Here is a 19,033-nt window from a genome sequence, read left to right on the forward strand (position 1 = left end):
GAGCGGCGGCTCGCCGTCGGTCGCGCGGGCGCGGCGCGCGGGTGCGCGCTGCGGTCGCGGTGCGCGTGCGTTGCAGCGGATCGGGTGTGAGCGCGCAGTCGGCGGACATGTCGTATCCACAGCCCTTTGCTGTCCAGTCGTCGGCTGGGTACCCTCCGGACATGACGTTCTCGGCGCGCTCGGAGGTCGCGACGGTCTCGACGGTGAGGACCCGTGCCGTTCCCCTCCCCGACCACCTCGACGACCTCCAGGGCCCGAGGGCGGGACGCCTGCGTCTGCCCCCCCCTCGGTGTACTGGGGCCCGGAGCCGGTGGTCGACCTCGGGTACCCGGACGACGTCGCGAAGACGTACGAAGCGACCCTGCGTGAAGGTGCGATCGGCGACGTGTGCACGGTGCTCAACGGGGCGCTCCTGGCCGAGGTCTGGCCCGAGCTCGTCCTGCCGGTCCCCGTCCGTGCGGCGTGGGAGCACCGGTTCCCCGCGCACCTCCGTCGATGAGCGAGGAAGCCTTCCAGCTCCGGGTCGCCACGGTCGCCCTGTCCGCGACGATGCCTCGGGCTTCGCCCTCGCCGGGTCGGGGGCGATCCGGGCACACGGGTTCACGACCCGACGCACGGCCGACATCGACCTCTTCACGCCGTTCGCCGATCCCGTGTCGTTCGCCGACGCTGTCGAGGAGCTGACGGCTCAGCTCGTCGGCGACGGGTACTCCGTCAGTCTCACTCGTCGGTTCGAGCTGTTCGCACGGCTCGAGGTCACTGCGGCCGGCCGGCTGGTCGACGTGGACCTCGGCGTCGATCCACGCGGTCGGGAACCGGTCGTGCTCGCGGTCGGTGCCGTGCTCGCCGAGATCGATGCCGTCGCGAACAAGGTGATCGCGCTCTTCGGCCGTGCCGAGGCGAGGGACTTCCTCGACGTCGATGCCATCCGTCGATCCCGCCGGTTCACGGACGGCGATCTGCTCGACGCGGCCGCCGAACGCGACGCCGGGTTCGATCGTGGCGTGTTCGTCGAGATGCTCCGGAGTGTCCGGCGGATCGGTCCCCGGCGGGTCGCCGAGTACGACTTCACCGCGGACGAACTCGCGGCCGTGCAGGAACGACTGTCGTCGTGGGCGGACGAGATCGAGCAGTCGCTCGGCGAGCGGGACTGACCGGAAGCGTCAGCGGGGGAGCGGCCGCGACAGCGCCCGGTCGGCGATCGTCAGCACGCTCAGCAGCACCGCGACCCCGACGATCACCCACGCCAGCACGTGCAGGTCCGGCGTCGTCGGGGCCTGGCCGAACACCCCGCCGATCAGCGACGACGCCCCGATCGCCCCGATGTACACGCTCGTCCGGGACAGCCCGGCTGCGGTGCCGATGTACTCCGCCGGCACGACCCGGTAGAGCGCCGCCTGGTTCGACACGGACGCCAGGGCCTGCGGGACGCCGAATAGCGCCGGCGCGAGGACGAGCAGGAACACCGGCGACCCGGTGTGCAGCAGCAGGAGGAGCAGTCCGCCGACGATCGGCACGACCGCCGCGACGACGAGCGGCCCCCGCACGGCGGTCTTCCGGGCGACGAGGAACGAGGCGACCCCGGCGACGACCGCCGCGGGCAGCTGCACGTAGCCGGCGACGTCGCTCGAGTAGCCCGCGACGTCCTGCACCCACTGCGAGAAGCCGTACGTCATCGTGTAGGCGAGCATGTACACGAGGAACAGCCGCATGTACGTCCGCGAGAGGGCGCCGTTCCGGGCGAGCATCCGCACGTCGACGAACGGTCGCACGGCGCGGAGCTCCCACAGCACGAGCGCGACGAGCAGTACGACCGCGGTGCCGAGCAACCACCAGAGTCCGGCGGACAGGTCGAGCAGGAACACGAGCAGCGCCGACACGAACCCGGTCATGAGCAGCATCCCGAACGGGTCGAGTGCGGTGAGGACGGGCAGGTCCTCGTCGGATCGCGGGCGGAGCTTGTCGGACGGCAGCCACAGCGAGGCGACGACGATCCCGAACGCCGCGAGCGGGACGTTCACGAGGAAGATCGCGTGCCACCCGAACGCCGCGATGAGTGCTCCGCCGAGGGGTGGGCCCGCGGCGGCGGACACGAGCGAGGTGATCGACAGCGCGCCGAGCACGAGCGGCGGGGTGGGCTTCCCGATGCGGGCGGAGTGCTGCCGCAGGGTGGTCAGCGCCGCCGGGTACGCCGACGAGGTCCCGATGCCGATCAGCACCCGTGCGAAGACCGCGCCGCCGAAACCGGTCAGGAACTCGGGGACGAGCCCGGCGATCCCGACGATGACGAGTCCGGTCAGGAACACCTTCTTCGGCCCGAACCGGTCGGCGAGCTTGCCCATCGTCGGCTGCGCGACGGCGCTCGCGAGGTAGAGCGCCGCGACGAGCCAGATCGCCTGGGCCGCGCCGATCCCGAGGTCACGGGAGATCGGCGCGAGGGCGACCGACACCATCGTGGTGTTGATGGGGTTGAGCAGCGGTCCGACGAGGACCGGCACGAGGAGCTTCGGGCCGAAACCGCTGCCCTTCGGATCGGCGGCGGAGACGGGTGTGGAGGCGGTTGCGGTGGACGTGTTCGGCTGCCTTTGCGAGCGGGTCGCGTCGTGACGGCCAGGAGGCGCGGCTCGCGTCGGTCGACGCAGCTCGCCCCTCCGGGTGGTCACGGTTCGACGAGGGGTTCGAGGATGCGGAGGGAGCGGGCGACCGTGGCACGGTCGTCGGGGTCGAGCGTCGCGAGGCGCTCGGCGAGCAGGCGGGTCCGGGCGCGGTGGGACTCGTCGCGAGCGGTGCGTCCGGCGTCCGTCGCGGCGACGATCGTCCGGCGTCCGTCGGTCGGGTCCTGGGTGCGGGTGACGAGGCCGAGGTCCTCGAGCGCTTGGACGGTGGCGCCCATCGACTGCGGACGGACGCCTTCGGCACGGGCGAGCTCGGCGGTCGTGGTCGCGCCGTCGCGGACGAGTCGCCCGAGTGCGGCGGACTGCGAGGCCGTGACGTCGTCGACCTTGCCGACGAGGGTGGTGCGCCGGATCTTGCCGTAGAGCGTCAGCAGCTCGCCGGCGAGCTCGTCCGAGCCAGCGGTTCCCGGGGATTCCATACCGACACGGTACTACTTCGACAGGGCAACTTGCAAGGCAGCCTTCCGAAATCAGTGCTCGAAGACGATCCGTCGTTTCGTGACCACGAACCCCGCGCGCTCGAAGGCCCGACGCATCGGTGTGTTCGTCGCGTCCGTCGTCCCGACCACCCGCGGCGCGCCTGCCTCGGCGTGCACCCGGACCCCCTCGGCCAGCAGTCCGTCGACCACCCCGCGCCCGCGGTGCTGCGGGAGGACGCCGATGGAACTGATCGCCGCGTCGTACGCCGTCCGGGTCGCGATGACGAACCCGACGACGAGGCCGTCCGCGTCGAGGGCGACCCGCCACCCGTCTCGTGATCCGGGCAGCGACCGGTAGAACGCGAGGTCGTCGGCGGCCGCACCCCGCGAGCCCAGCTCCGCGACCGCGGCCAGCGTGTGGGCATCGAGGCTGCCCACCGCCACGCCCGCGAAGAGGTCCTCGAACTCCTCGTCGTCGCCGCCACGGAACCGCAGGGCCGGTGTCGACACCGGCTGGGCGTGACCGCTCGGTGCCTCGAGCGCGACACTGACCCGCTCGGTCATCCGTCCGAGTCCGGCGGCACGGGCCGCTCCCGCCCGCCACCCCACGGCAGCGACGGCGGCCTCGTCCGCGTGCCAGTCCACCGCGACGTCGACGATCCACTCCGGCAGCGAACCGAACGCGGCTGCCCCGGCAGCGATGAGTCCGGCGGCGATCGCCGTCCGCTCGTCGTCGGACGGCCCCGGTGCGACCAGCAGGTCGTCGAGCGTCGACGGCGCCTCGGCGCCGGCGCTCCCCCACCAGAGCGCCCGACCGACGGGACGACCGTCACGCAGAGCGAGCCACGACCACTCCGGACGGTAGTTCCGCGTGGCGGACTCGGCCCGGTACCGGTCCGCACCGATCCACGAGACCGGCTCGTCCGTCGAGAAGGCGAGCAGCGCCTCCAGGTCGTCACCGTCGGCGGACCGGAAGGTGACGCTCACCGCGGAGCCGTCAGCGTCTCGACCAGGTGCTCCTGCACGTACCCGAGCCAGTCGTAGACGTCCCGCAGGCCGACGCCGGCGTCGGCGGTGTACGACTGCTCCTCGGTCGCGGAGTCCACGATCCCCAGCCGGTCCGCGATCGTCAGCCGCAGGTCCGTCAGGCAGCGCAGCCAGGCCTGCTCGTCCGAGGCGTCGAAGGCGCCGTCCCGTGCCCCGGTGAGCCACGCGAGCACCGTCGACACGTTCGACGTCTTCCTCGCCACCAGGTCCGACCCGGTCCAGCGCCGGAACTCGGCGCTGGCCTCGGCGTCGTCGCGGTAGGCGTCCGGGAACATCCGCGCTGAGACCGGATCCGACGCCAGGTCCCCGGCGAGCACCTGCTGCAGCTGCTCGGTGAGGGACGTGAGCACGCCCCGCTCGCCGGAGGACATGGCGAGGTGCACGCCGTCGGCGCGGCGGACGAACGGGATCACGGAGCCGGCGCCCGGTCGACCGATGCCTGCAGTCCGTAGCCGTGCATGGCCTCGACGTGGGCCTCCATCGCCTCCCGCGGGCCGGTCGCGACGATGGCGCGCCCCTCGTCGTTCACCTGGCGCATCAGCCGCTCGGCCTTCGCCCGCGGGAACCCGAAGTGCTGCTGGAAGACGTAGGTCACGTAGGACATGAGGTTCACCGGGTCGTCCCACACGACGGCGACCCACGGCGTGTCCGGTCGCACGCTCGTGCGGGCGTCGGTGCGCTCGTCCACGTCGGGCGTCAGCAGGGTCATGCATCCAGGGTGACACGAACCGGCTCGCTCGGTACGATCGTGGGGTCGCGACTGGCGTTGGATGGGTCACCATCGGGGAGCGACACCTGACACGGTGCGCGGCCGTACGCCTGGGCCGCACCCACCCGTCCACCTCGTCGTGCTCTTGCGCGACGGAACCGACAACGAGGAGTCCCGTGTCCATCACCGATCTGCCCCCGGCAGCCACCAACACCACGTTCAACGCCCCCCTCAGCGAGGTCGACCCCGAGATCGCACGCGTCCTCGAGCAGGAGCTCGGCCGTCAGCGCGACACCCTCGAGATGATCGCGTCCGAGAACTTCGTGCCGCGCGCCGTGCTCGAGTCCCAGGGCTCCGTGCTCACGAACAAGTACGCCGAGGGCTACCCGGGCAAGCGCTACTACGGCGGCTGCGAGTTCGTCGACGTCGCCGAGCAGCTCGCCATCGACCGTGCGAAGGCCCTCTTCGGTGCCGCCTACGCGAACGTGCAGCCGCACTCCGGCGCCAGCGCGAACGCCGCGGTCCTGCACGCCATCGCCTCCGCCGGCGACACCATCCTCGGCCTCGAGCTCGCCCACGGCGGGCACCTGACCCACGGCATGAAGCTGAACTTCTCGGGCCGCATCTACAACGCCGTGTCGTACGGCGTCGACCCGGAGACGTTCGAGGTCGACTACGACGACATCCGCGCCAAGGCCATCGAGCACCAGCCGAAGGTCCTCATTGCCGGCTGGTCGGCGTACCCCCGCCAGCTCGACTTCGCGAAGTTCCGCGAGATCGCCGACGAGGTCGGTGCCACGCTCTGGGTCGACATGGCGCACTTCGCCGGGCTCGTCGCCGCGGGCCTGCACCCGTCGCCCCTGCCGCACGCCCACGTCGTGTCGTCGACGGTGCACAAGACCCTCGCCGGTCCGCGCTCCGGCATCATCCTGTCCAACGACGAGTCGCTCTTCAAGAAGCTCAACTCCGCCGTGTTCCCGGGGCAGCAGGGCGGTCCGCTCATGCACGTCATCGCCGCCAAGGCCACCGCGTTCCTCCTCGCCGCGACGCCCGAGTTCAAGGACCGCCAGGAGCGCACGCTCCGGGGTGCCCGCATCCTCGCGGAGCGCCTGACCCAGCCCGACGCCCGCGCGGCCGGGATCGACGTGCTCACGGGTGGCACCGACGTGCACCTCGTGCTCGTGGACCTGCGAGAGTCCGAGGTCGACGGCAAGCAGGCCGAGGACCGCCTGCACGAGGTCGGCATCACCGTGAACCGCAACTCCGTGCCGTTCGACCCGCGCCCGCCGATGGTCACCTCGGGTGTCCGCATCGGTACCCCGGCACTCGCGACGCGCGGCTTCGGCGACGCGGAGTTCACCGAGGTCGCCGACATCATCGCGCTGACCCTCATGCCGAACCCCGACATCGACGCGCTCTCGGCCCGGGTGAAGGCCCTGACCGACGCGTTCCCGCTCTACGCGTGAGCGGTGTGGCTCCGTCGCTCGCGCCGCTGCCGCGCGAGCGCTGGGCGGGTGAGGGCTCTGCCGTCCGCATCGACGGCACCGCCCTCGCCGCCCGCACGCTCGACGACCTGAAGGTCCGCATCGACCGGCTGCACGACCATGGGTTCCGTCCCGGCCTCGGCACGATCATGGTCGGGGAGAACCCGGGGTCCGTGTCGTACGTCGCCGGCAAGCACCGTGACTCGGCGCAGATCGGGCTCGACTCGGTCCGCATCGACCTGCCGTCGTCGGCATCGGCAGCGGACATCCGTGCGGCGATCCTGCAGATGAACGACGACCCCCGGGTCACCGCGTTCATCGTGCAGCTCCCGCTGCCGGACGGCATCGACCCGATCCCGATGCTCGAGCTCATGAATCCGTCGAAGGACGCCGACGGCCTGCACCCGACCAACCTCGGCGAGCTCGTCCTCGCCGTCCCGGGAGGTGCCGGCACGATCGACGCGCCCCTGCCGTGCACCCCACGGGGCATCGTCGCGATGCTCGAGGCGTACGACGTCCCGATCCGCGGGCAGCACGTCACGATCATCGGGCAGGGACTCACGGTCGGGCGTCCGCTCGGTCTGCTCCTCACCCGGCTCGAGGCCACGGCGACCCTCACCCACTCCCTGACGGAGGACGTCGCCGCCGAGTGCCGCCGTGCGGACATCATCGTCGCAGCGGCCGGGGTCGCCGGGCTCGTGCAGCCCGACTGGGTGAAGCCGGGTGCCGCGGTCATCGACGTCGGCATCAGTCGCGTGGTCTCCCCGGACACGGGCAAGGCGCGTCTCCGCGGCGACGTCGACCCCGCGGTGGCTTCGGTGGCGGGCTTCCTGTCGCCGACGCCGGGCGGCGTGGGCCCGATGACACGGGCGATGCTCATGAAGAACGTCGTCGAGGCGGCCGAGCGCCACCTGCGCTGACGCGCGCCGCGGGTGCGCGCGCCGCGGGTGCGCGCGTCGCGCTGTGCGCGCGTCGCGCTGTGCGTGCGTCGCGCCGTGCGCTCAGTGAGCAGAAATGGTCGGGTTCCGTCATCGGACCCGACCATTCCTGCTCACCGAGTGCGTCCTGGAGGCGCGGCTCGCCCCCGCCCCACCCGCCCGGCCGCGTGGGTGGCCGGGTCCCGGGCCGCCCCTCGGACGGGCGCTTCTGCCGCGCCCGGCACTGCGCTACCGTTCGTGCATGACCACGGCCGTTGCGGAGCCCCGGGCGCGGGAGTCGCTCTTCACCAAGGACGCCCGCAAGCTCGTCTGGATCACGCTGCTGTGCCTGTTCCTGCAGGTCCCGGGACAGTCCTGGTCCGCCGATCCACAGCTGCCCGGGAGCACCGACACCCACCAGCTCGGCTTCGTCCAGTTCGAGGCGAGGCCGTGGATCGGGTGGGTGCTGCTCACCATCGGGTTCGCGGTCGCCGGGTTCGTCGTCGGTGTCGCTCGGCGTGGTGCCGCGCGGTGGGACCAGGACCGCGTGCTCGCCCTCGGCCTGGCCGGGGTCGTCGGGGTGACCGTCCTGGTGTGGGTGCTCTTCATCGTGCAGTGGCAGTGGGTGTTCTGGGCCGTCGCGCACGGTGACCTCCACCCGTTCACGATCGGCGACGTCTCGTCGTCGGTCCACCTGTTGGAGGGTGCGCCGTGAACCTCGACCCCGGAACCCTTGGCCCCACACCGAGCGGACGGCGTCCTGACCGCGCCGGTGATGGCGTACGAGGGACGGAAGCTGCGGCCGCGCGCGTGGGGTCTCGTGCTGATCGGTGTCGTCGCGCTCCTGTCCTCCCCGACGCTCACGACGTGGTCGGCCTCGTCGGAGTACGGCGGGACGGACGGCGACGGCCACTGGATCGACGGCGCGGGCAACCCAGCGTCGAGTGCCCCGCCGACCGTGCAGGTCGAGGCGCACGCGGCGCCGGCCGCGATCGCCGTCCTGCTGCTCGTGGTCGTCGTCGGGGTCTTCCTGCCGCCGACGCTCGAACGCTTCGGGAAGCGCTCGCTCGGTGACGTCGTCCGGTACGCCGCGTACCTGGCCGTCCCGGTCGTCGTGGTGGCCGGCGTGCTCGTCTACACCGTGTGGCAGGGGCACGTCGTCATGGACCAGATCGACCACGAGGTCCTGCACCCGCACGGCTTCCCGTGGGGCGGCGTGACGGTCACCACGGGCCACGCGACCCGCTGATCGGTGCGGCGCCGACCGGCTTCGTCGCGCCGAGGCCCGGGCCCGCCGACACTCCCGTGACCATCGCGCCGCGAAACTGTCCGCCCAGCCGAGTCTCGGCGCCGCGCGCGTCAGTCGCGGCGGGCGCCCTGCGCGGCGTGCACCGTGAACACCGTCGGCTCGCGGTACCCGGCCGAGGCGAAGGCGGCGGTGACCGCGTCTGCGATCGTCTGCCGTGCCTCCTGGTCGACCAACGCGATCGCCGCACCGCCGAAACCGCCACCGGTCATGCGTGCGCCCACCGCGCCGTGCTCCATCGCGGTCGCGACCGCGAGGTCGAGCTCCGGAACGGAGATCTCGAAGTCGTCCCGCATCGATTCGTGCGACGCGACCAGCAGGGACCCGATCGCCCGAGGACCCCGCTCACGCAGGGTGCGGACGGTGTCGAGGACGCGCTGGTCCTCGGTGACGACGTGCCGGACACGGCGGAAGGTCTCGTCGTCGAGGAGTTCCTGCGCCCGCGGCAGGTCGTCGACCGACAGGTCGCGGAGCGCTTCGACGCCCATCACCGCCGCGCCGCGCTCGCACGACTCTCGGCGAGCCTTGTACCCACCCGTCGCGTGTGCGTGCTCGACGCGCGTGTCGACCACGAGGACCTCGAGCCCGTTCGCCTCGAGCGCCAGGTCGACCACGGCGGTGTCGAGCGTGCGGCAGTCGAGGAAGACGACGGCGTCCTGTTCGCCGAGCAGCGACGCGGACTGGTCCATGATCCCGGTGGGGGCGCCGACGGCGTGGTTCTCGGAGTACTGGCCGACGCGTGCGAGCTGCTTGCGGCTCAGGCCGAGCTCCCAGAGGTCGTTGAACGCGAGCGCGACGCCGCACTCGATCGCGGCGCTCGACGACAGACCGGCGCCGACCGGGACGTCCGACTCGATGAAGACGTCGAAGCCGCGCTTGTCCGACAGGTCCGCGCCGGCCTGTTCGCGGAGCGCCCAGGCGATGCCGAGGACGTACGCCGACCACCCCTGCATCCGGGACGGGTCGAGCTCGTCGAGTGTGAGCTCCACGACCGCGGACGGGTCGAACGCCGATGCGACCCGCAGGACGCGGTCGTCCCGCTGCCCGATCGATGCGACTGTCCGCCGGTCGATCGCGAAGGGCAGCACGTAGCCGTCGTTGTAGTCGGTGTGCTCGCCGATGAGGTTGACCCGGCCGGGAGCGGAGTACCGCACCGTGGGCTCGTACCCGTAGACCTGCTGGAACGTCATGCGCGTTCGATCCCTCCTCGGATGAACTCGGCCGCCTTCTCGGGGACGAGGTCCCCGATCCACGCGCCCATGGCGGCTTCACTGCCGGCCAGGAACTTGAGCTTGTCCGCCGCGCGTCGCGGGGACGTGATCTGGAGCATGAGCCGCACGGTGTCGCGACCGGTGTGCACCGGGGCCTGGTGCCACGCGGCGATGTACGGCGTCGGGTCGTCGTACAGCCTGTCGATCCCGCGCGTGAGCCGCAGGTGCATGTGCGCCAGCTCGTCCTTCTCGGCGTCGGTGAGGCCCGCGAAGTCGGGGACGTGCCGGTGCGGCAGCATGTGGATCTCGATCGGCCACCGCGCGGCGAACGGCACGAAGGCGGTGAAGTGCTCCCCGGCGAGGACGACCCGGTCGGACGCGCGCTCGTTCGCGAGGTGCTGCTCGAACAGGTCGGGCCCGAAGCGCTCGATCGAGGCGAGGAGCCGCTGGGTACGCGGCGTGACGTAGGGGTAGGCGTAGATCTGCCCGTGCGGGTGGTGCAGCGTGACGCCGATCGCCTCGCCGCGGTTCTCGAACGGGAACACCTGCTGGATGCCCGGCATCTGCGACAGCGCAGCGGTGCGGTCCGCCCACGCCTCGACCACGGTGCGGGCTCGCGACTCGGTGATGGACGCGAACGACCCCTCGGTCGCGGGCGAGAAGCAGACGACCTCGCACCGGCCGACGCTGCGGAACTGCCGGTTCAGGCCGACCTCGGACAGGGACTCGAGCGACGTCGGGGCGTCGTCCGCCCCGTCGGGTCCCGCGAGCATCGGGCCGAACGACGGCGAACGGTTCTCGAACACCGCGACGTCGTACCGGCTCGGGATCTCGGAGGGGTTCTCCGCCGTCTGCGGCGCCAGCGGGTCCTGGTCGGCCGGCGGCAGGAACACGCGGTTCTGCCGGCTCGCGGCGATCGACACCCACTCGCCCGTGAGGACGTCCTGCCGCATGCGTGCCGTCTCCGGCCGCGGGTCGAGGACGCGCTGGTCGATGCTGCGCTCCGCGGGCAGCGTCGAGTCGGCGTCGTCGAAGTAGAAGAGGTCGCGTCCGTCCGCGAGCTTCGTCACGCGCTTGGTGATCACCGCACAACCCTACCCGCTCCGCGAAGGATTGCGAAAGTGTTCGGAAGCACGCGAAACTGGTGCGATGACGGACGGCGACCTCTCCTTCCTGGCCGGCGCGCTCCCCGCGCCGTTGCGGCAGGACCGCATCGTGTCGATCGTCGAGGGCGCGCCCGGTCTCGTCCGCACGGCCGCGCTGGCAGCGGCGCTCGGCACCAGCGAGGTGACCGTCCGGCAGGACCTCGCCCTGCTCGACCAGGAGGCGCGGGTCAGGCGGGTCCGCGGCGGTGCCGTCCGCCTCGGGGCCGGTTCCACCGAGCGCCCCTTCGAGGAGACCGCCGTCGAGCACCAGGTGGCCAAGGCCGCCATCGGCCGCGCCGCGGCGGCGCTCGTGCGCTCCGGGCAGTCCGTCGTGATCGACGTCGGCACCACGCCCGCCGCCGTCGCGACGGCGTTGGTCGCCCGCGAGGACCTCGTCGACGTGACGGTGGTCACGAACTCGCTGACGACCGCGCTCGTCCTCGAGGCCGCCGTCCCCCGCTTCACCGTCATCGTCACCGGCGGCACCCTCCGTCCGCTGCAGCACTCCCTCGTGGCGCCGTTCAACGGGACGGTGCTGTCGATGATCGCCGCCGACGTCGTGTTCCTCGGTGGGACCGGGGTCGACGTCGTGCACGGGCTCACGAACGTGAACCTGCCGGAGACCGAGGCCAAGCGGATGCTGGCGGCAGCGGCTCGGCGTACGGTCGTGGTCGCGGACGGGTCGAAGTTCGGCCGGGCCCACATCGGGGTCGTCCGCGCGCTCGAGGACATCGACGTCGTCGTCACCGCCGGGACCACGGCGGAGCAGGTCGCCCCGATCCGGGTGGCCGGCGTCGAGGTGGTCGTGGCGGACGGCAGCGACGAGCAGACACCAGGAAAGGACGAGACCGCATGACCGCAGCTCCCACCGGAGGGCAGTACCACCTCCGCCACGCCGGACCCGACGGGGTCGTCGAGGCGATCGTCACCGAGGTGGCCGCCGGCATCCGGGAACTCCGCGTCGCGGGGTTCGACCTGACCGAGCCGTTCCCGGTCACCGCGCAGCCGCCGGGGGCGAACGGGATCGTGCTCGCGCCCTGGCCGAACCGGGTCGCGGGCGGTGTGTGGGAGCTCGACGGCAGGCGCCAGCAGCTCGACGTCTCCGAGCCGAAGTACGGCAACGCCTCGCACGGGCTGCTCCGCTTCGCGCCGTACCGCGTGGTCTCGCAGACCGAGTCCGGCATCGTGCAGGAGGCGACGATCCACCCGCAGCACGGGTGGCCCTTCACCCTCGAGACGCGCGTGCACCACGAGCTCGTCGACGACGGCATCCGGGTGACGCACGAGGTCGTGAACCGCTCGGGCGTCCGGGCGCCGTTCGCGATCGGTGCACACCCCTACCTCCGCGCCGGCGACACCCCCGCCGAGGACCTCGTCGTCCGGCTCGACGCCGCCACGGCCTTCACCGTGGACGACCAGAAGATCCCGAACGGCACGGTGGCCGTCGACGGGACCGCGTTCGACCTCCGCAGCGGTGTCCGCGCCGGGGACGCCGACCTCGACACCGCCTACACCGATGTCACGCCCGACGCCGATGGGGTCCGCCGCACGACGCTGCACGGGCCGGAGGGCGACGGGGTCGAACTCTGGCAGGACGCGTCGTTCCCGTACGTGCAGGTGTTCACCTCCCGCGAGTTCCCCCGCGGCGACGGCACCGGGCTGGCCGTTGCGGTGGAGCCGATGACGGCGCCGGCGAACGCGCTCAACTCCGGCGAGGGACTGCGCTGGCTCGAGCCCGACGAGGCCTGGACCGGCAGTTGGGGGATCCGTCGCGTCTGGTCCTGACGCCGGCGAGTCGCGGCGCGTGGCTGCGCGACCCGAGACTCGCCTGGGCGGTCACGTTCGCGGCTCGTTCGCCGCAAGAGTGTCCGCGGGGCCGAGGCTCGGCGCACCCGCCCGCGGTCCGAGGCGGGCCGCGATCGCGCCGGACGCGACGAAGGCCGCCCCGATCCGGGGCGGCCTTCGTCGTTCGTGCGGGAGCGTCAGGCGCGACGCATGCGCAGCGCCTCGACCGCGAGCGACTCGCTCGCGTAGCGGCCGACCTCGTGCGCCCAGGCCGGGTCGTCCCCGCGGAGGGCGACGAAGTCCTTGCGCTGCCGACAGACGTAGCCGAGCACCGCGGTGCCGGTCGCGACCTCGACGAAGTCCTTGCGGATGTGGCGGGTCGTGACTTGGGCGTTCCGGCGGAGCGTGTCGAGCAGGAGCTCGTTGCTCATCGTCGTGTTCGTCGCTGCTGCGAGCTCGACGATGCGGCGCGCGTCACCGGTGGTGCTGGTCTGCGTGGCTTCGATGGGCTCGATCACGGTGTACCCCGTTCGTTCTGCGATGGTGCGGTGCTGCAGGATCCGTCGATCGGATCCGGGAACGACACTATCGGCGTCAGCCCAACAGTCGGCTGAACGCGAACTGAACTGTGCAGTGGAACGACCCTGAGGCTCCTGAGGGCGACTTGTACCCCGCTCGGACGTTCAGAGGCACTGCTCGCCGTCGGGCTGCGTCGCGAGGTCGTCGAGCTCCGCGCCGATCCGGCCCGCGAGGTACAGGTACCCGGCGTCGTTGAGGTGCTGCTGGTCCGTCGCCGCGTAGCTGCCGCTGTTCATCGCGGTGAACCACTGCCCGTCGATCGCGTCGATGTACGGAACGCCCACGGCGCGGGCACCCGCGGCCACTGCGTCGTTGATGCCGGTGGTGGCCTCGGCGCGCGGTTGGGGAGCCGACGGGCCGATCGCCACGACGACCGCGTTCGGCCACTGCGCCTCGGCCTGCCGGAGCGTGCGCTCGACGGTCTTCTCGAGGGTGGCGGCGTCGGTGAGCCAGTCGTTCTGGCTGCCCTGGACGATGACGAGGTCCGGGGTGAGGGCCGACCGCTGCTCGATCCTGGACAGGTAGACGGTGCGTGAGGACCGCCCTCGGCCTGGGTTCACGTAGCCGGTGCCCGGGTAGCCGTTGATGGTCGCGTCCCACTGCCGTTCGGACACGAGGTCCTGCGCCCACCCGTGCACGTCGTCGTATGACCCACGACCCGTGGTGTAGGAGTCACCGACGATGAGGACGTCGGAGCCCGGAGCGATCGCGTCCGCGACCTGCTCGGCGGAGAAGTCCGACGTCGTCGGCACCGGCTGACAGGCGTCGGACACTGCGGGCAGCATGACGAGCAGCCCGGCGATGCCGAGGCACATGGCGCCGAGCGCGATCGCGGGGACCGCCCGTCGGCGTCTGGTCTGCGCGGAGGACCGACGGGAGCCGCCGGGCACACCGCCGTCGGTTCGTCGAGCCACACCGGGATTGTAGGTGCTCAGCCTCCGTACCCCCGGACACCGGCCCGGCGAGGGGCTGAACCGTCAGACAGCCTGCGGGACCGGTGGGCGGCTCGAGAGCGACTTCGCGATGTGCTTCGCCAGGCGGTGCGCCGGCAGTTCCACGAGTCGCGAGAAGACGTACGCGACGCCGAGGCCGATGGGGATCGCGACGAGGACCAGCCACGAGGGCAGGGCGCGGGGCAGGAGGTTCGCCACCGAGACCGTGATGGGTTCGTGCACGAGGTAGAGGCTGAACGAGAGCCGTCCGAGCTCACGGGGGACCGCACCGAGCAGGAATCGTTCGGCGGGCAACCACCTGCCGGCGAGGACGACGATCGTGCCGGCCGAGGCGAGGATGATCGCGGGCAGCACGGGCGACCACCACGCCGTCGTCGGCAGCCACCACTTCACGGTGATCCCGAGCAGGCTCACGACGAGCAGGACCCAGCCGAGCAGCGTCGGGACGTCCGGCAGTCGCTCCCACCCGGCCGCGAGTGCCGAGCCGAGCAGGAACATCGGCAGGTACATCAACCACTTCGCGTGCTCGTACTCGCCGAGTGCGGACAGGAGGACGGCGACGATCGCGGTCACCCACCACCAGCGTCGGGTCACCGCGGCGATCGAGACGAAGAGCGGCAGGAGCAGGGAGAAGAGGACCTCCCAGGTGAGCGACCAGAGCGGGCTGTTCACGAGCGTCGGCGCGAGGAGCGTGAGGTCGTTCACGAGCCCGTGCAGCGTGAACGGCTCGGCGTGCCGGTTGATCCAGAACGACTGGTGCGGCTGGTCCTGCCGGGGCACGAGGAAGAAGAAGACGAGCGCGAGTGCGATCGACGCCACCACCGGGAGGTAGAGGCGCACGAGTCGGCTCGGGTAGTAGGCGATCCAGTCCTGCGACCGACGCAGCGCCGGGAGGGTGAGGACGAAGCCGCTCAGCACGAAGAAGACGAAGACGGCCTCGCTGCCTGCCCACACGAGGTGAGCGGGGGAGTACACCATCCAGCTCGCCCAGTCGGGAACGTCGCGGCGGTAGTTGCCGTCCGAGAGGGTCGGGATCGAGAGGAAGGCGTGGTGGACGACCACGACGGCGGCAGCGACGCCGCGGAGTCCGTCCAGTGAGCCGATCCTGCCGGTTGGGCGATCGCGCATGCGGACGATCCTACGGGAAGCCCGGGCAAGACAAGGAACGGTCAGGTTTTCGGCGGTGGGTTGTGGGCCCCGTGGGGCTCGAACCCACGACCCTCGGATGAAAAGCCGGAGTTCGGGAGGTTGTGGGCCCCGTGGGGCTCGAACCCACGACCCTCGGATGAAAAGCCGGAGTTCGGGAGGTTGTGGGCCCCGTGGGGCTCGAACCCACGACCCTCGGATTAAAAGTCCGGTGCTCTACCAACTGAGCTAGAGGCCCTCACCCGCAAGGCTAGCGGGTGAGGGCCTCTGGGAAGAACCGGGGGACGGGTCAGCCGCGGCGCCCCGTGAGCGTCCGGAGGAGCCACAGCACCACCGCGACGATGAGCAGCACGATGCCGACCCAGAGCAGGAACTTCAGGCTCGCGGTGAAGCCACCGACGAACAGCAGGATGACCGCGATCACGGCCAGGATGATGAGCAGGGGGTTCATGGGAGTCCTCTTCCTTCGCGTGCGGGAGGAGCGCCTCCCGATCAGACACCGTACGCGCGATGGCACGGTTGCGTTCTGGGCGAACGGAGGGCGGGCGCGTCACCGGCAGTGCCTACACTGACGCGGTGCCTCGCGATCACCACCGTCCCGTCCACTTCACCGACCAGGAGTTCGCCGCGATCCAGGGCGGCGAGGACCCGGCCGTGGTGAACCGCGTCGCGCACGAGACCGCGAACGCGCTGTTGCACCGCGTGCGGCAGGATCCGGACCCGGCGGTGGTCGAGCGCCTGGTGACCTACACGGACGTGCACGGCATCGACGCCATCGCCGAGCTGTGGGCGCGGGTGGGGGCGCACACGCTCCCGGGCGCCCTGTGGCGGATCTACCTCGTCCGCACCGTCATCCGGCAGAACCCGGAGGAGATCGCGTACCTCTTCGAACGCGGCGCGGAACGGATCGGCACGATCGACCAGGCGGTCGCGGGCGCCGAGCAGCCGACCGGCCCGGCGGAGATCCTGACCCTCGCCGACCGCATCCTGCACGGCCTCTACACGGGTGACCTCGCGGTGGCGCTCGACCGCGGTGCGGCGTTCTGCCGACTCACGGCGGCGGGGGCGACCTCGGTGGCGGACGACGCGGACCTCACGGCGGGCGAGCGGGCCTCCGAGCTGACCACTCGTGCGCTGCGGCTGTCGGAACTGGCGGCCGACCTGACCGAGGCGGCGTCGCTCTGGCGCCGCGACAGCCTGGACTGAGCGGGCGGCGGGGCGGGCCCGCACCGTGCCTCCAGGGCCTGACGCGAAGACGCCCGTCAGGCACGCACCGAACGCGGGCAGAGAAGAACCGGGCCGCAGAAGCGCCTCTCGGCGCGAGGCCGCTCGAAGCGGCGAATTTTGGAGCCCGGGGCTTGCTGCGGCCCGGCGATGTCGAGTCTACGAGACCGTCGCTGTGCACACGACCCTGTTCACTCTCGGTGGACAGATCCGCCCTCGGGCGCGCCCCGGACACGAGCACTGAGAACCGCTCCAATCCGGTTGGGCGAGGGTGCCGAATCATCACCGTGACAGGCGACGAGCCGGTCACGACAGCGAGGGTCCCGCGAGACCCGGTCCGCTCCCTGGCGGTCAATTCCCTGCGGGTCACGCGGGTCCTCGTGCTGTCCTGCACCACTGTCCCGACCACGAGACCCGAACGCGTGGTCGGGACAGGACTCACAGCCGACTCGCACCCGAGAGGAGGGAAACCTGCAATGCTAGCCATCGTGGACAGTGACACCGAGAGCTGGAGCTCGACCGAGCCGGCTCAGGCGTCCCCGGACGACCTCCTCGCCCGCGTGGCGACCGGCGATCAAGCAGCCTTCTCCGACCTGTACGACGCGCTCTCGGGCCGCGTGCTGGGGCTCGTGACCAGGCTCCTCCGGGACCGGGCGCAGTCGGAAGAGGTCACGCAAGAGGTCTTCCTCGAGGTCTGGCAGCAAGCCACCCGCTACGACCGCAAGCGCGGCACCGCGGCGAGCTGGATCCTGACGATGGCCCACCGCCGAGCGGTCGACCGGGTCCGGGCGTCGCAGTCCTCGCACGACCGCGACACGAAGATCGGCATCCGCGACTTCGAGGCCGGCTTCGACCAGGTCTCCGAGTCGGTCGAGATCCGGATCGAACACGAACGCGTCAGCCGGGCGCTCGCGAAACTCACCGAGTTCCAGCGCCAGGCAGTGCAACTCGCGTACTACGGCGGCTACTCGCACAGCGAGATGGCCGACCACCTCGGTGTCCCGATCGGCACCGTCAAGACCCGTCTCCGTGACGGGATGATCAGACTCCGCGACGAGATGGGGGTGACATCATGACCGAACGACACGACGACCCGGCTCTGCTGACCGGATCACACGCCCTCGACGCGCTGTCGGACGACGAGCGGGCGCTGCTCGACTCGGCGCTCTCCACATCCCCGGAGCTGCAGGCCGAGACGGACTCACTGCGCGAGACCGCGCTGCAGCTCGCCTACGCCGTCACCCCGATCGAGCCGCCGTCGTCGCTCAAGGCGTCGCTGATGGCCCAGATCGCATCGACCCCGCAGGCTGCTCCGCCGGCGCCGCAGTCCGTCCCGGCTGCCACATCCGCTCCGGTCGCTGGCGCGCCGGTCGGCGATGCCGGCCAGGAGGCGCGGTTCGCCCCCGCCACGGACCTCGCGTCCGCAGGCGGTGCGGCTTCCGAGAAGGCTCGCCGTCGCTGGTTCCAGCGTCCGGCAGCGGCACTCTCCGCCGCAGCCGCCGTCGCGGTGGTGTTCCTCGGCGTCGGACTCGGCGTCGGCACGTCCTTCACGCCCTCGAACGAGCCCGGCCCGGGCACCACGCAGGCGTCCGGCGGACTCGACCGGATCTACGCCGCGTCGGACTTCCAGCGCAGCACCGCCAAGGTCGCGGGCGGCGGGACGGCCACGGTCGTCTGGTCGAACGAGGTCGGCAAGTCCGCGGTCATCCTCGACGGGGTCCCCGCGGCTCCGGAGGGAAAGACCTACGAGCTCTGGTACATCGGCTCCGAGGGCAGCGGCGGCAAGATCAACGCCGCGGGCCTGATGGACGGGGTGTCCTCCGGGGTGCACTCGGCGGTGCTCAAGGGGTCGCTGTCGCACGGTGCGACGATCGGCATGACGGTGGAGCCCGCCGGTGGCTCGGACCAGCCGACGACGACGCCGATCATGGCGGTCCCGACCACCTCGGCCTGACCCGGGCACTGGTTCGCACGTCTCCCCGCTCGCGTGGCACGGTCCGCGGGCGGGGAGTTCGTCGTGCGGGGCGGGCGTGGGCGGCGGCGGGGTGCGCGGCGTGGGCGGGTGTGCTGCGTGGCGGCGTGCGGCGTTGGCCTGCGCGGCGTGGGCGGCGTGGGCGGGGTGCGGACTCGGAACGACGTCCTCGCTGTCGTACGACGACCACGTCGTCGCTCTCCCGCGCGCGCAACAGCCCGCGTCCGCAACGAACGACATCCTCGTCGTCGTACGACGACCGCAGTGTCGTCACCCCGCGCCCGCGCCACCCCGCGCCCGCAATATGCCGCGCCCGCGAGAGTCTGCGAATGCAACACCCCGCGCCCGCAACAGCCCGCGCCCGCAACGAACGACGTCCCCGATGTCGTACGACGACCGCCTCGTCGCTGCACCGCGCCCGCAACACCCCGCGCCCGCCAGGAACGACAAGACCGACGTCG

The 19,033-nt window shown here is 71.7% G+C and carries 22 protein-coding genes, 1 tRNA gene and 1 riboswitch; of the genes, 11 read left to right on the top strand and 12 right to left on the bottom strand.

The features are described from left to right. Nucleotides 1-289: 289 nt before the first annotated feature. Complete coding sequence (locus tag Q7F20_RS12650) at nt 290-499, top strand: hypothetical protein (RefSeq protein WP_305740438.1); 210 nt, start codon at nt 290-292, stop codon at nt 497-499. Next, nucleotides 456-1,154 (top strand): nucleotidyl transferase AbiEii/AbiGii toxin family protein, encoded by a 699-nt coding sequence (locus Q7F20_RS12655; protein ID WP_305740439.1) that lies wholly within the window; start codon nt 456-458, stop codon nt 1,152-1,154. The genes Q7F20_RS12650 and Q7F20_RS12655 overlap by 44 nt, the downstream gene beginning before the upstream one ends. Nucleotides 1,155-1,163: 9 nt before the next feature. Here Q7F20_RS12655 and Q7F20_RS12660 read toward each other — a convergent pair whose 3' ends face one another. Genes Q7F20_RS12660 through clpS form a run of 5 tightly spaced genes read right to left on the bottom strand, consistent with a single transcriptional unit; the run spans nt 1,164 to nt 4,850 of the window. Then, nucleotides 1,164-2,663 (bottom strand): MFS transporter, encoded by a 1,500-nt coding sequence (locus tag Q7F20_RS12660; RefSeq protein ID WP_305740440.1) that lies wholly within the window; start codon nt 2,661-2,663, stop codon nt 1,164-1,166. Next, complete coding sequence (locus Q7F20_RS12665) at nt 2,660-3,094, bottom strand: MarR family winged helix-turn-helix transcriptional regulator (RefSeq protein ID WP_305740441.1); 435 nt, start codon at nt 3,092-3,094, stop codon at nt 2,660-2,662. The genes Q7F20_RS12660 and Q7F20_RS12665 overlap by 4 nt, the downstream gene beginning before the upstream one ends. A 51-nt stretch (nt 3,095-3,145) precedes the next feature. Continuing rightward, nucleotides 3,146-4,081 carry a GNAT family N-acetyltransferase gene (locus tag Q7F20_RS12670; protein WP_305740442.1) on the bottom strand — a complete coding sequence of 312 codons (936 nt, stop codon included), beginning with the start codon at nt 4,079-4,081 and terminating at the stop codon, nt 3,146-3,148. Beyond that, entirely contained in the window at nt 4,078-4,554 is a 477-nt protein-coding gene (locus Q7F20_RS12675) for a DUF2017 family protein (RefSeq protein ID WP_305740443.1), read from the bottom strand. The genes Q7F20_RS12670 and Q7F20_RS12675 overlap by 4 nt, the downstream gene beginning before the upstream one ends. After that, entirely contained in the window at nt 4,551-4,850 is a 300-nt protein-coding gene (clpS, locus tag Q7F20_RS12680) for an ATP-dependent Clp protease adapter ClpS (protein WP_261646988.1), read from the bottom strand. Before clpS ends, Q7F20_RS12675 begins: the two co-directional genes overlap by 4 nt. A gap of 37 nt (nt 4,851-4,887) precedes the next feature. After that, a riboswitch (ZMP/ZTP riboswitch) is annotated at nt 4,888-4,973 on the top strand. Nucleotides 4,974-5,032: 59 nt separating this feature from the next. Between clpS and glyA the strand changes: the two genes are divergently transcribed. The 4 genes from glyA to Q7F20_RS12700 all read left to right on the top strand — a co-directional run bounded on the left by glyA (nt 5,033) and on the right by Q7F20_RS12700 (nt 8,500). Continuing rightward, nucleotides 5,033-6,316, top strand: a complete 1,284-nt coding sequence (gene glyA / locus Q7F20_RS12685) for a serine hydroxymethyltransferase (RefSeq protein WP_305740455.1) — start codon at nt 5,033-5,035, stop codon at nt 6,314-6,316. A 26-nt stretch (nt 6,317-6,342) separates the two neighbouring features. Then, nucleotides 6,343-7,254 (top strand): tetrahydrofolate dehydrogenase/cyclohydrolase catalytic domain-containing protein, encoded by a 912-nt coding sequence (locus Q7F20_RS12690; protein WP_370871680.1) that lies wholly within the window; start codon nt 6,343-6,345, stop codon nt 7,252-7,254. Between the two features lie 259 nt (nt 7,255-7,513). After that, complete coding sequence (locus Q7F20_RS12695; protein WP_305740444.1) at nt 7,514-7,966, top strand: hypothetical protein; 453 nt, start codon at nt 7,514-7,516, stop codon at nt 7,964-7,966. An 18-nt stretch (nt 7,967-7,984) separates the two neighbouring features. Further along, nucleotides 7,985-8,500 carry a hypothetical protein gene (locus Q7F20_RS12700; RefSeq protein WP_305740445.1) on the top strand — a complete coding sequence of 172 codons (516 nt, stop codon included), beginning with the start codon at nt 7,985-7,987 and terminating at the stop codon, nt 8,498-8,500. Nucleotides 8,501-8,610: 110 nt separating this feature from the next. Here Q7F20_RS12700 and galK read toward each other — a convergent pair whose 3' ends face one another. Together galK and galT are read right to left on the bottom strand one after the other, a co-directional pair. Then, complete coding sequence (gene galK / locus Q7F20_RS12705) at nt 8,611-9,747, bottom strand: galactokinase (protein ID WP_305740446.1); 1,137 nt, start codon at nt 9,745-9,747, stop codon at nt 8,611-8,613. Further along, nucleotides 9,744-10,853 (bottom strand): galactose-1-phosphate uridylyltransferase, encoded by a 1,110-nt coding sequence (galT, locus tag Q7F20_RS12710; RefSeq protein ID WP_305740447.1) that lies wholly within the window; start codon nt 10,851-10,853, stop codon nt 9,744-9,746. Before galT ends, galK begins: the two co-directional genes overlap by 4 nt. 64 nt (nt 10,854-10,917) lie before the next feature. On the opposite strand from galT, the gene Q7F20_RS12715 reads away from it, so the two are divergent. Together Q7F20_RS12715 and Q7F20_RS12720 are read left to right on the top strand one after the other, a co-directional pair. After that, nucleotides 10,918-11,769 (top strand): DeoR/GlpR family DNA-binding transcription regulator, encoded by an 852-nt coding sequence (locus tag Q7F20_RS12715; protein ID WP_305740448.1) that lies wholly within the window; start codon nt 10,918-10,920, stop codon nt 11,767-11,769. Continuing rightward, nucleotides 11,766-12,698, top strand: a complete 933-nt coding sequence (locus Q7F20_RS12720) for an aldose 1-epimerase family protein (RefSeq protein ID WP_305740449.1) — start codon at nt 11,766-11,768, stop codon at nt 12,696-12,698. The genes Q7F20_RS12715 and Q7F20_RS12720 overlap by 4 nt, the downstream gene beginning before the upstream one ends. Nucleotides 12,699-12,895: 197 nt before the next feature. On the opposite strand, the gene Q7F20_RS12725 is transcribed toward Q7F20_RS12720, so the two are convergent. The 5 genes from Q7F20_RS12725 to Q7F20_RS12745 all read right to left on the bottom strand — a co-directional run bounded on the left by Q7F20_RS12725 (nt 12,896) and on the right by Q7F20_RS12745 (nt 15,827). After that, complete coding sequence (locus Q7F20_RS12725; RefSeq protein WP_071302104.1) at nt 12,896-13,216, bottom strand: hypothetical protein; 321 nt, start codon at nt 13,214-13,216, stop codon at nt 12,896-12,898. A gap of 165 nt (nt 13,217-13,381) precedes the next feature. Further along, nucleotides 13,382-14,191 (bottom strand): SGNH/GDSL hydrolase family protein, encoded by an 810-nt coding sequence (locus Q7F20_RS12730; RefSeq protein WP_305740450.1) that lies wholly within the window; start codon nt 14,189-14,191, stop codon nt 13,382-13,384. 63 nt (nt 14,192-14,254) lie between these two features. After that, nucleotides 14,255-15,358, bottom strand: a complete 1,104-nt coding sequence (locus Q7F20_RS12735; protein WP_305740451.1) for an acyltransferase — start codon at nt 15,356-15,358, stop codon at nt 14,255-14,257. A 183-nt stretch (nt 15,359-15,541) separates the two neighbouring features. Continuing rightward, nucleotides 15,542-15,614, bottom strand: a tRNA-Lys gene (locus Q7F20_RS12740). A 51-nt stretch (nt 15,615-15,665) separates the two neighbouring features. Then, nucleotides 15,666-15,827, bottom strand: a complete 162-nt coding sequence (locus Q7F20_RS12745; RefSeq protein ID WP_146249745.1) for a DUF2207 domain-containing protein — start codon at nt 15,825-15,827, stop codon at nt 15,666-15,668. 125 nt (nt 15,828-15,952) lie between these two features. Here Q7F20_RS12745 and Q7F20_RS12750 point away from each other — a divergent pair, with 125 nt between their 5' ends. The 3 genes from Q7F20_RS12750 (at nt 15,953) to Q7F20_RS12760 (ending at nt 18,554) form a co-directional block, all read left to right on the top strand. After that, nucleotides 15,953-16,582, top strand: coding sequence for a DNA-directed RNA polymerase subunit beta (locus Q7F20_RS12750; RefSeq protein WP_305740452.1), 630 nt, complete (start codon nt 15,953-15,955; stop codon nt 16,580-16,582). A 494-nt stretch (nt 16,583-17,076) separates the two neighbouring features. Continuing rightward, nucleotides 17,077-17,676, top strand: coding sequence for an ECF RNA polymerase sigma factor SigK (sigK, locus tag Q7F20_RS12755; protein WP_305740453.1), 600 nt, complete (start codon nt 17,077-17,079; stop codon nt 17,674-17,676). Then, on the top strand, nt 17,673-18,554 hold the full coding sequence (locus Q7F20_RS12760; RefSeq protein WP_305740454.1) for an anti-sigma factor: 882 nt from the start codon (nt 17,673-17,675) through the stop codon (nt 18,552-18,554). Before sigK ends, Q7F20_RS12760 begins: the two co-directional genes overlap by 4 nt. The last annotated feature ends 479 nt before the right edge of the window (nt 18,555-19,033 follow it).

It is taken from the genome of Curtobacterium sp. A7_M15 (assembly GCF_030705415.1).
Lineage (GTDB): Bacteria > Actinomycetota > Actinomycetes > Actinomycetales > Microbacteriaceae > Curtobacterium.

Excerpts from the sequence above, each read along its gene's own strand:
- Q7F20_RS12695 (WP_305740444.1), top strand. The coding sequence starts at position 7,514 with ATGACCACGGCCGTTGCGGAGCCCCGGGCGCGGGAGTCGCTCTTCACC.
- Q7F20_RS12745 (WP_146249745.1), bottom strand. The coding sequence starts at position 15,827 with ATGAACCCCCTGCTCATCATCCTGGCCGTGATCGCGGTCATCCTGCTG.
- Q7F20_RS12715 (WP_305740448.1), top strand. The coding sequence starts at position 10,918 with ATGACGGACGGCGACCTCTCCTTCCTGGCCGGCGCGCTCCCCGCGCCG.
- Q7F20_RS12760 (WP_305740454.1), top strand. The coding sequence starts at position 17,673 with ATGACCGAACGACACGACGACCCGGCTCTGCTGACCGGATCACACGCC.
- clpS (WP_261646988.1), bottom strand. The coding sequence starts at position 4,850 with ATGACCCTGCTGACGCCCGACGTGGACGAGCGCACCGACGCCCGCACG.
- sigK (WP_305740453.1), top strand. The coding sequence starts at position 17,077 with ATGCTAGCCATCGTGGACAGTGACACCGAGAGCTGGAGCTCGACCGAG.
- Q7F20_RS12735 (WP_305740451.1), bottom strand. The coding sequence starts at position 15,358 with ATGCGCGATCGCCCAACCGGCAGGATCGGCTCACTGGACGGACTCCGC.
- Q7F20_RS12720 (WP_305740449.1), top strand. The coding sequence starts at position 11,766 with ATGACCGCAGCTCCCACCGGAGGGCAGTACCACCTCCGCCACGCCGGA.
- galK (WP_305740446.1), bottom strand. The coding sequence starts at position 9,747 with ATGACGTTCCAGCAGGTCTACGGGTACGAGCCCACGGTGCGGTACTCC.
- Q7F20_RS12665 (WP_305740441.1), bottom strand. The coding sequence starts at position 3,094 with ATGGAATCCCCGGGAACCGCTGGCTCGGACGAGCTCGCCGGCGAGCTG.